We start from the raw sequence: 6,914 nt of genomic DNA on the forward strand, positions 1-6,914 counted from the left end.
TGCACTCCTTCGCCTGTGCTGCCGCCAGTCTGGCCCGCCGGCGGCGGGGTTTCAACCAGATAGCCGATTTGGTTGTCTGGTTGGCGCGCGATTCGCGCCGGGGTGCGCAGTGCCGCCACAGGCGTCAATCGGGCGGGCATCGCGCCTGTTATGTGGGCATCTCCGGTGGGCGCGGCGCTCAACCACTGGTTCAACCAAAATTCTGGTTTTGCATCCCGTTGACCTGATCGCCGGGCTGGCCCGCAATCGGCGCAACGGCCGCGACAGCCAACGATCGCGCCGATCGCCAGCCACTGGTCTCCAGACAGGGAACTCCCACCATGCCTCAGCTGCTCCGCACCTCTGCCGCGGTCCTCGCCCTCATGGCCCCGCTCGCCCCCGCGCTTGCCGCCGATGTCGACACGATCGCCATCGTCACGCCCGAACAGGGCACCGACTTCGGCTGGAACCAGCAGGGGATCGAGGGGCTCGAGGCCGCGGCCGAGGCGACCGGCACCGAGGCGATCGTCGCCCAGGGGCTTGGCTACGGCAACGTGCGGCCCACCTTGCGCGAACTGGCCGAGGACGGGGCCCAGCTGATCATCGCCCATGCCTCGGGCTATGCCACCGAGGCGATCGAGGTCGGCCGCGAGATGGGCGTGCATGTCGCCACCGGCAATCCCTCCGAGCCGCCGCTGATCGGCAAGTACGAGCTGATGGGCGAAAAGGGCGCGTTCCTCGCCGGGGTGCTGGCGGCGAAGATGACCAGGACCAAGGTCATCGGCATCGTCGTGTCGTCCGAAAGCCCGAACTGGAACGCGCAGTCCGCAGGCTTTGCCCAGGGCGTGCGCCACGTCTCGCCCGAGATCGAGCTGCGCTATGCCATCATCGGCCCCGCCGCCTATGCCGACGTCGCCGGCGCCCGGCGCGTGACCGAAAGCGTGATCGCCTCGGATGCCGACATCATCTTCGGCCAGGGCAACGGCTCGTCCTTCGGCATGATCCAGGCGGTCGAGACGGTGACCCCGCCCTCGGGCGAGAAGGTCTGGTTCATCGACGTGATCGGCGACAAGACCTCGATCGACAAGGGGCACCTGCTGTCCTCGGTGATCTGGGACATGGCCCCGGTGTTCGAGCAGATGGTCGCCGACGTGCGCGACGACAGCTTCGGCACCAAGGAATACGCGCTGCGGCTTGAAGATGGCAGCCAGCGCCTGCTGAAGACCGACCACATCCCCGCCGAGGTCTGGGACGAGATCGAAACGGTCAAGCAGCAGATCATCGACGGCACGATCGAGGTGACGGTGGTGACCGAGCCCGCCGACACCCGGGCGATGATGTCGACCACCCTGGCCGCGGCCGAGTGATGGCCGCGCCGATTGTCTCGCTGTCGGGGGTCACCAAGCGCTTTCCGGGCGTGGTGGCCAACGACCGGGTCACGCTCGATTTCTTCCCCGGCGAGGTGCATGCCCTGCTGGGAGAGAACGGCGCGGGCAAGTCGACGCTGATCTCGATGCTCGCCGGTGTGCAGCGCCCCGACGAGGGCGCGATCGAGGTGGCGGGCGCGCCGGTGGCGATCGCCTCGCCGCGCCACGCGCTGGGGCTGGGGATCGGCACGGTCTACCAGCACCGGATGCTGGTGCCGACGCTGACGGTGGCGCAGAACCTCGCGCTCGGCGCGCCCTGGTGGCGGCGCCCGGCGCTGGCGGGCCTGCGTGCGCGCTTCCGCCAGGCGGCCGGGGCCTTCGGCGTGCAGGTCGATCCCGATGCCGTGGTGCGCGACCTGTCGCTGGGCGAACAGCAGCAGGTCGAGATCATCCGCGCGCTCTGGCGCGGCGGTCGCCTGCTGGTGCTGGACGAACCCACCGCGATGCTCTCGCCCCGCGGGGTCGAGGAGCTGGGCGCGATGATGGCGCGCATGAAGGCGCAGGGCATCGGCATCGTCTTCATCACCCACCACCTGACCGAGGCGCTCGAGTTCGGCGACCGGGTCTCGGTGCTGCGCGGCGGCCGGTCCGTCGGCGGCATCGATCCCACCGCGCTCGCCGCGATGGACCGCCCCGCCGCCATGGCCGAGGTCGTGCGGCTGATGTTCGGCACGGGCCTTGCCGGGGCGGACCTCGCCGCCGCCGATCTTCCCGCGGCCGATCTTCCCGCTGCGGGTCCCGTGGCGCCGGCCGCGCCACGCGCCGCGCGGGGGCCGAGGATGCTCGAGGTCATCGGGCTCTCCGGCCGCTCGCCGCGCTCGGGCGCCAGCTTCGCCGATGTCAGCTTCACCGTCCGCCGGGGCGAGGTCTTCGGCATCGCCGGCGTCGACGGCAACGGCCAGACCCCGCTGGCCGAGGCGCTCGCGGGGCAGATCCCCGCCACCGGCGCCGTGGTGCTTGACGGGCGCGAGCTTGCGGGGGCCAGCGTCGCGCGCCGCTACGCGCTCGGCCTGCGCTATGCCACCGACGACCGCAACGGCGAGGGCATGGTGGGCCAGCTGCCGATCGCGACCAACATGGTGCTGAAAGAGATCGGCGCGGCCCCGTTCTGGCGCCGCGGGATCGAGCGGCGGGCCGCGATCGACGCCCATGCCCGCACGCTGTTTCGCGACTTCGACGTCCGGGCCCCCTCGATCGCGACCCCGGTCGGGCGGCTGTCGGGCGGCAACATCCAGAAGGTGCTGCTGGCGCGCGAGCTGTCGGGCAGCCCCAGGGTCATCGTCTATTCCAAACCCACCCACGGCCTCGACCTGCGCAACATCGAGACCACGCGCACCCGCATCCGCGAGACCGCGGCCAAGGGCGTCGCGACCGTGCTGATCTCGACCGACCTCGGCGAGGTGCTGGCGCTGTCGGACCGCATCGGCGTGATGGTGCGCGGCCGCATGGTCGGCATCGTCGAGAACGGGCCCGGCGCGCGGCTGGCGGTCGGTCGGATGATGGCCGGCGTCACCGAAGGAGAGGCGGCATGACCGACAGCACCACGATCGCAACCCCGGCCCGGACCCCGGCGACCCCGGCGCGCCTGGCGGCGCTGGTGCCGCTGGCGCTGGCGCTGCTGCCGGTCCTGGCCGCACTGGTCGCGGCGGGGCTGGTGCTGCTGGTCCTCGGCTCGGACCCGCTGCACTACTATGCCTACGTGATCGAGCGCGGGCTGCTGCGCTGGCGCGGGCTGCAGGCGACCTTTGTCAACATGGTGCCGCTGCTGATCCTTGGCGGGGCGCTGATCGTCAGCTTCCGCTCGGGTCTGTGGAACCTCGGGATCGACGGGCAGTACCTTCTGGGCACGCTGACCGCGGGCGCGACGGCGCCGCTGCTGGTGCAGGCGGTCCCGCCGCTGGTCGCGCTGCCGCTGGCGATGGCGGCGGGCGCCGCGGTCGGCGCCGCCTGGGCGCTGCCGCCCGCGATCCTGCGCGCCACCGCCGGCATCAACGAGGTGATCTCGGGTCTGATGATGTCGCTGATCGCAAGCTCGCTTGCCGCTGCGGCGATCAAGCTGTGGCTGAAGGACCCGGCCTCGCTGGAACCGCAGACCCTGACCCTGCCGGTCGAGGACCGGCTGCCGCTGATCGGCGCGACCGACGTCAACATCGGCCTCGTCATCGCGCTTGCGGTGCTGGTCGCCTGCCACCTGGTGATGCTGCGCACCGCGCCGGGGCTGCGGTTCCGCATCCTCGGGCTCAATCCGCTGGCCGCGACCCACGCGGGCTTCGGCGTGCCGCGGCTGACGCTGTCGGTGCTGTGCCTGTCGGGCGCGCTCGGCGGGCTTGCCGGCGCGGTCGAGGTCACGGGCGTGCTGGGCAAGATGCAGGCCAGCTGGCACCCCGGCTACGGCTTCGCGATCGTGCCGCTGGTGTTCCTGGCGCGGATGAACGGCTGGGCGCTGATCCTGTTCGTCTTCGCCTTCTCGGTGCTTCAGATCGGCTCGGCCTCGGCCGCGACGCGGCTGGGCGTGCCGCAGGACTTCACCCTGGTGCTGGTGGGCTTCCTGCTGCTGTTCCTCGCGCTGTCGGAATATGCCGGCGAGCGCCTGCGCACCCGGAGGCTGTGAGCATGGCGATCTTCAACGAGGCCTTCCTTGCGGCCCTGCTGTCGGGCGCGCTCATCGCCGCGGTGCCGCTGATCCTGGCGGGCCTGGGCGAGCAGATGTCGGAGCGCGCGGGCGTGATGAACATCGGGCTCGAGGGGATGATGCTGGCCGGCGCCTTCGGCGGCTTCTCGGCCACGCTCGCGGGCTGGGGCATCTGGGGCGGGCTTGGCGCCGGCGCGCTGACCGGGGCGGCGGTCGCGGTGATCATGGTGATCTTCTGTGTCCGGCAGGGGATGAACCAGATCATCACCGGCATCGCGATCACGCTCGGCGCGACCGGCGTCACCTCGCTGATGCACAATGCCTGGTTCGCGCGCAGCTACCCCCGGCTCGACGCGGCCGAGCGCATCGCGCTGCCCGGCCTGTCGCAGATCCCGGTGATCGGGCCCGGCCTCTTCACCCACCACCCGGCGACCTGGGCGGCGCTCGCGCTCGCGCTGGCCTTCGCGGCGGTCTACCGGCACAGCTTCCTCGGGCTCAACCTGGCCGCCGCGGGCGAAAAGCCCGACGCGCTCGATGTCGCGGGCATCGACGTGGTGCGCACCCGCTCGGCCGCGGTGCTGGTGGCGGGGGCGATGGCGGGCCTGGGCGGCGCCTACATGGCCGTCGTCGGCTCGGGCATCTTCGTGCCGCACATGACCGGCGGCGCGGGCTACATCGCCATCGTGCTGGCCATGCTCGCCCGCGACCGCGCCACCTGGGTGGTGGGCGGCGGCGTGCTGTTCGGCCTGTGCCTTGCCGCCACGACCGCGCTGCAGGTCGCCGGCATCGAGGTGCCCACCGATTTCATCCAGATGCTGCCCTTCCTCGCGGTGATGGCGGTGCTGGTCCTGTTCGGGCGCAGCGCGCGCCTGCCCTCGGCCCTCGGCCAGCCCTACCACCGCGGCCAACGATAGGAGATCGCCATGAACGACATGACCCGACCCCGCGCCGAACGCCAGCTGCGCACCGGCGCCGAATACAAGGCCTCGCTGAAGGACGGCCGCAAGGTCTGGCTGGACGGCGAGCTGCTGGGCGACGTCTTCGAGGCGCCGCACCTGGCCGCCGGCATCGACCTGCTTGCCGAGATGTTCGACGACCAGTTCTCACCCGAGCACGAGGCCGCCACCACCTATTACGAACCCAAGGTCGGCAAGGTCGTCACCCGGTCGTGGCAGGCGCCGATGTCGCCCGAGGAGCTGGTCGAGCGGCGGATGATGATCGAATACACCGCGCGGAAGACCGCGGGCACCTACGGCCGGCCGCCCGATCTCGGGCCGACGATCGCGATGGGGCTCTGGGCCTACCTGCCGACCTTCAGGACGCGCAGCTCGGCCTTCGCCGAATGCCAGCCCGATTTCGCCGAGAACATCGAGCGCTACATGGAATACGGGCGGCTCAACAACATCACCTGCGCCGAAAGCCTGACCGGCCCGCAGAACGACCGTTCGCAGCCGATGGCACAGGCGGCCTCGCTGCTGCGGGTGAAGAAGGCCACGAAGGATGGCGTCTACATCTCGGGCGCGAAATCCGTGGGCTCGATCGCGGCCCAGACCAACGAGCTGTTCTTCACCAACCTCGCCTACGAGGGCACCCCGCCCGAGGCCTGCATCTGGGGCTCGGTCCCGATCGCGACCGAGGGGCTGAAGCTGGTCAGCCGCGAATGCCTGTCGAACCCGGGCGCCGACCCGTTCGACCACCCGCTGAACCACAAGGGCGAAGAGGCGGACCAGCTGTGCATCTTCGACAACGTCTTCGTGCCGAAGGACCGGATCTTCAACCTTGGCGACCCGCAGCTGGTGACGATGTACGGCAAGACCTGCAACTGGGCGCACTGGCACATCCTGACCCGGCTGATGGTCAAGGCGCAGCTGTTCGTGGGCACCGCGCAGGTGGTGCTCGACATTCTCGGCACCGGCAAGATCCAGCCCGTGCAGGCGCTGATGGCCGACATCATCCAGTATGCCCAGACCCTGCGGGCCTTCGTCCTCGCCGCCGAGGCGCAGGCCCGCCCGACCGAGAACGGGGTGATGGCGCCCGACATCCCGCTGCTGACGGCGGGCCGGATGTATTCGATCCAGCACTACCCGAACATCATCCACACCCTGCAGGAGCTGTGCGGGCAAGGGCTGGTGATGCGCTTCGGCCGCAAGGCGTTCGACAGCCCCGACATCGGCCACCACCTGGCGGATCTGCTGCCCGGCCACGGCGTCACGGGGATGGAAAAAGAGCGGGTGATGAACTTCGTCTGGGACCTGACCACCTCGTCCCATGCCGGCCGCGTCGCGCTGTTCGAGAACGTGAATGCCGGGGCCGCGCCGATGCTGCGGATGCGCCTGTTCTCGGAATACGACCGGTCCGAGCATGTGGCCCTCGCCCGCAAGCTAGCCGGGGTGTGACCGGTGGGGCAGGCAGAGCTGATCGCGGCCTTCTACCGCGCCTATAACAGCGGCGACGCCGCGGCGGCCGTCGCGCTGTACGCGGGCGACGGCGCGCATGTCGAGGCCGCCTCGGGCCAGTCGCGCACCGGGGCGGCGGCGCTTCAGAAGGGGCTTGCGGGCTTTCTGGGCATGTTCGACGGGCTGCGCTTCGACACCCAGCCGCCGGTGCGGGCGGGGTCGAAGGCGGTGGTGACCTATGTGATGCACGGCACCGTCAATCGCGACCTCGGGCCGCTGCCCGCACGCGGCAAGGCCGTGGCGCTGCGCGGCGTCCACCTGTTCGAGATCGAGGACGGCGCGATCCGCCGCACCACCGATTTCTGGGACATGGACGATTTCCGCGCGCAGGTGGCGGCATGAGGGCGGCCCTCGCGCCCGGGCTGACGCTGGCGGTCGCGCTGGTCGCGGTCGCCGCGCCCCCGGGGCGCGCGGCGACCG

The 6,914-nt window shown here is 70.9% G+C and carries 6 protein-coding genes; all 6 read left to right on the forward strand.

Going from position 1 to position 6,914, the window contains the following annotated elements; genetic code table 11:
* The first annotated feature begins 320 nt into the window (after positions 1-320).
* The 6 genes from V8J39_RS21255 to V8J39_RS21280 are packed head-to-tail and all read left to right on the forward strand — an operon-like array spanning position 321 to position 6,836.
* Complete coding sequence (locus tag V8J39_RS21255) at positions 321-1,346, forward strand: putative B6 ABC transporter substrate-binding protein (RefSeq protein WP_336462982.1); 1,026 nt, start codon at positions 321-323, stop codon at positions 1,344-1,346.
* Positions 1,346-2,938, forward strand: coding sequence for a putative B6 ABC transporter ATP-binding protein (locus tag V8J39_RS21260; RefSeq protein ID WP_336462983.1), 1,593 nt, complete (start codon positions 1,346-1,348; stop codon positions 2,936-2,938). Before V8J39_RS21255 ends, V8J39_RS21260 begins: the two co-directional genes overlap by 1 nt.
* A complete protein-coding gene (locus V8J39_RS21265; protein ID WP_336462984.1) occupies positions 2,935-4,017 on the forward strand; it encodes a putative B6 ABC transporter permease subunit 2 in 1,083 nt (360 codons plus the stop codon). Before V8J39_RS21260 ends, V8J39_RS21265 begins: the two co-directional genes overlap by 4 nt.
* A 2-nt stretch (positions 4,018-4,019) precedes the next feature.
* A complete protein-coding gene (locus tag V8J39_RS21270) occupies positions 4,020-4,952 on the forward strand; it encodes an ABC transporter permease (RefSeq protein WP_336462985.1) in 933 nt (310 codons plus the stop codon).
* Positions 4,953-4,961: 9 nt separating this feature from the next.
* Entirely contained in the window at positions 4,962-6,434 is a 1,473-nt protein-coding gene (locus tag V8J39_RS21275; protein WP_336462986.1) for a 4-hydroxyphenylacetate 3-hydroxylase N-terminal domain-containing protein, read from the forward strand.
* A gap of 3 nt (positions 6,435-6,437) precedes the next feature.
* Positions 6,438-6,836, forward strand: a complete 399-nt coding sequence (locus V8J39_RS21280) for a nuclear transport factor 2 family protein (protein WP_336462987.1) — start codon at positions 6,438-6,440, stop codon at positions 6,834-6,836.
* Positions 6,837-6,914 lie beyond the last annotated feature (78 nt).

This window comes from Frigidibacter sp. MR17.24, from assembly GCF_037095655.1.
In the GTDB taxonomy this organism is placed as follows: domain Bacteria; phylum Pseudomonadota; class Alphaproteobacteria; order Rhodobacterales; family Rhodobacteraceae; genus Frigidibacter.

Coding starts and splice junctions, on each gene's coding strand:
- V8J39_RS21255 (WP_336462982.1), top strand. CDS start 321: ATGCCTCAGCTGCTCCGCACCTCTGCCGCGGTCCTCGCCCTCATGGCC.
- V8J39_RS21270 (WP_336462985.1), top strand. CDS start 4,020: ATGGCGATCTTCAACGAGGCCTTCCTTGCGGCCCTGCTGTCGGGCGCG.
- V8J39_RS21265 (WP_336462984.1), top strand. CDS start 2,935: ATGACCGACAGCACCACGATCGCAACCCCGGCCCGGACCCCGGCGACC.
- V8J39_RS21275 (WP_336462986.1), top strand. CDS start 4,962: ATGAACGACATGACCCGACCCCGCGCCGAACGCCAGCTGCGCACCGGC.
- V8J39_RS21260 (WP_336462983.1), top strand. CDS start 1,346: ATGGCCGCGCCGATTGTCTCGCTGTCGGGGGTCACCAAGCGCTTTCCG.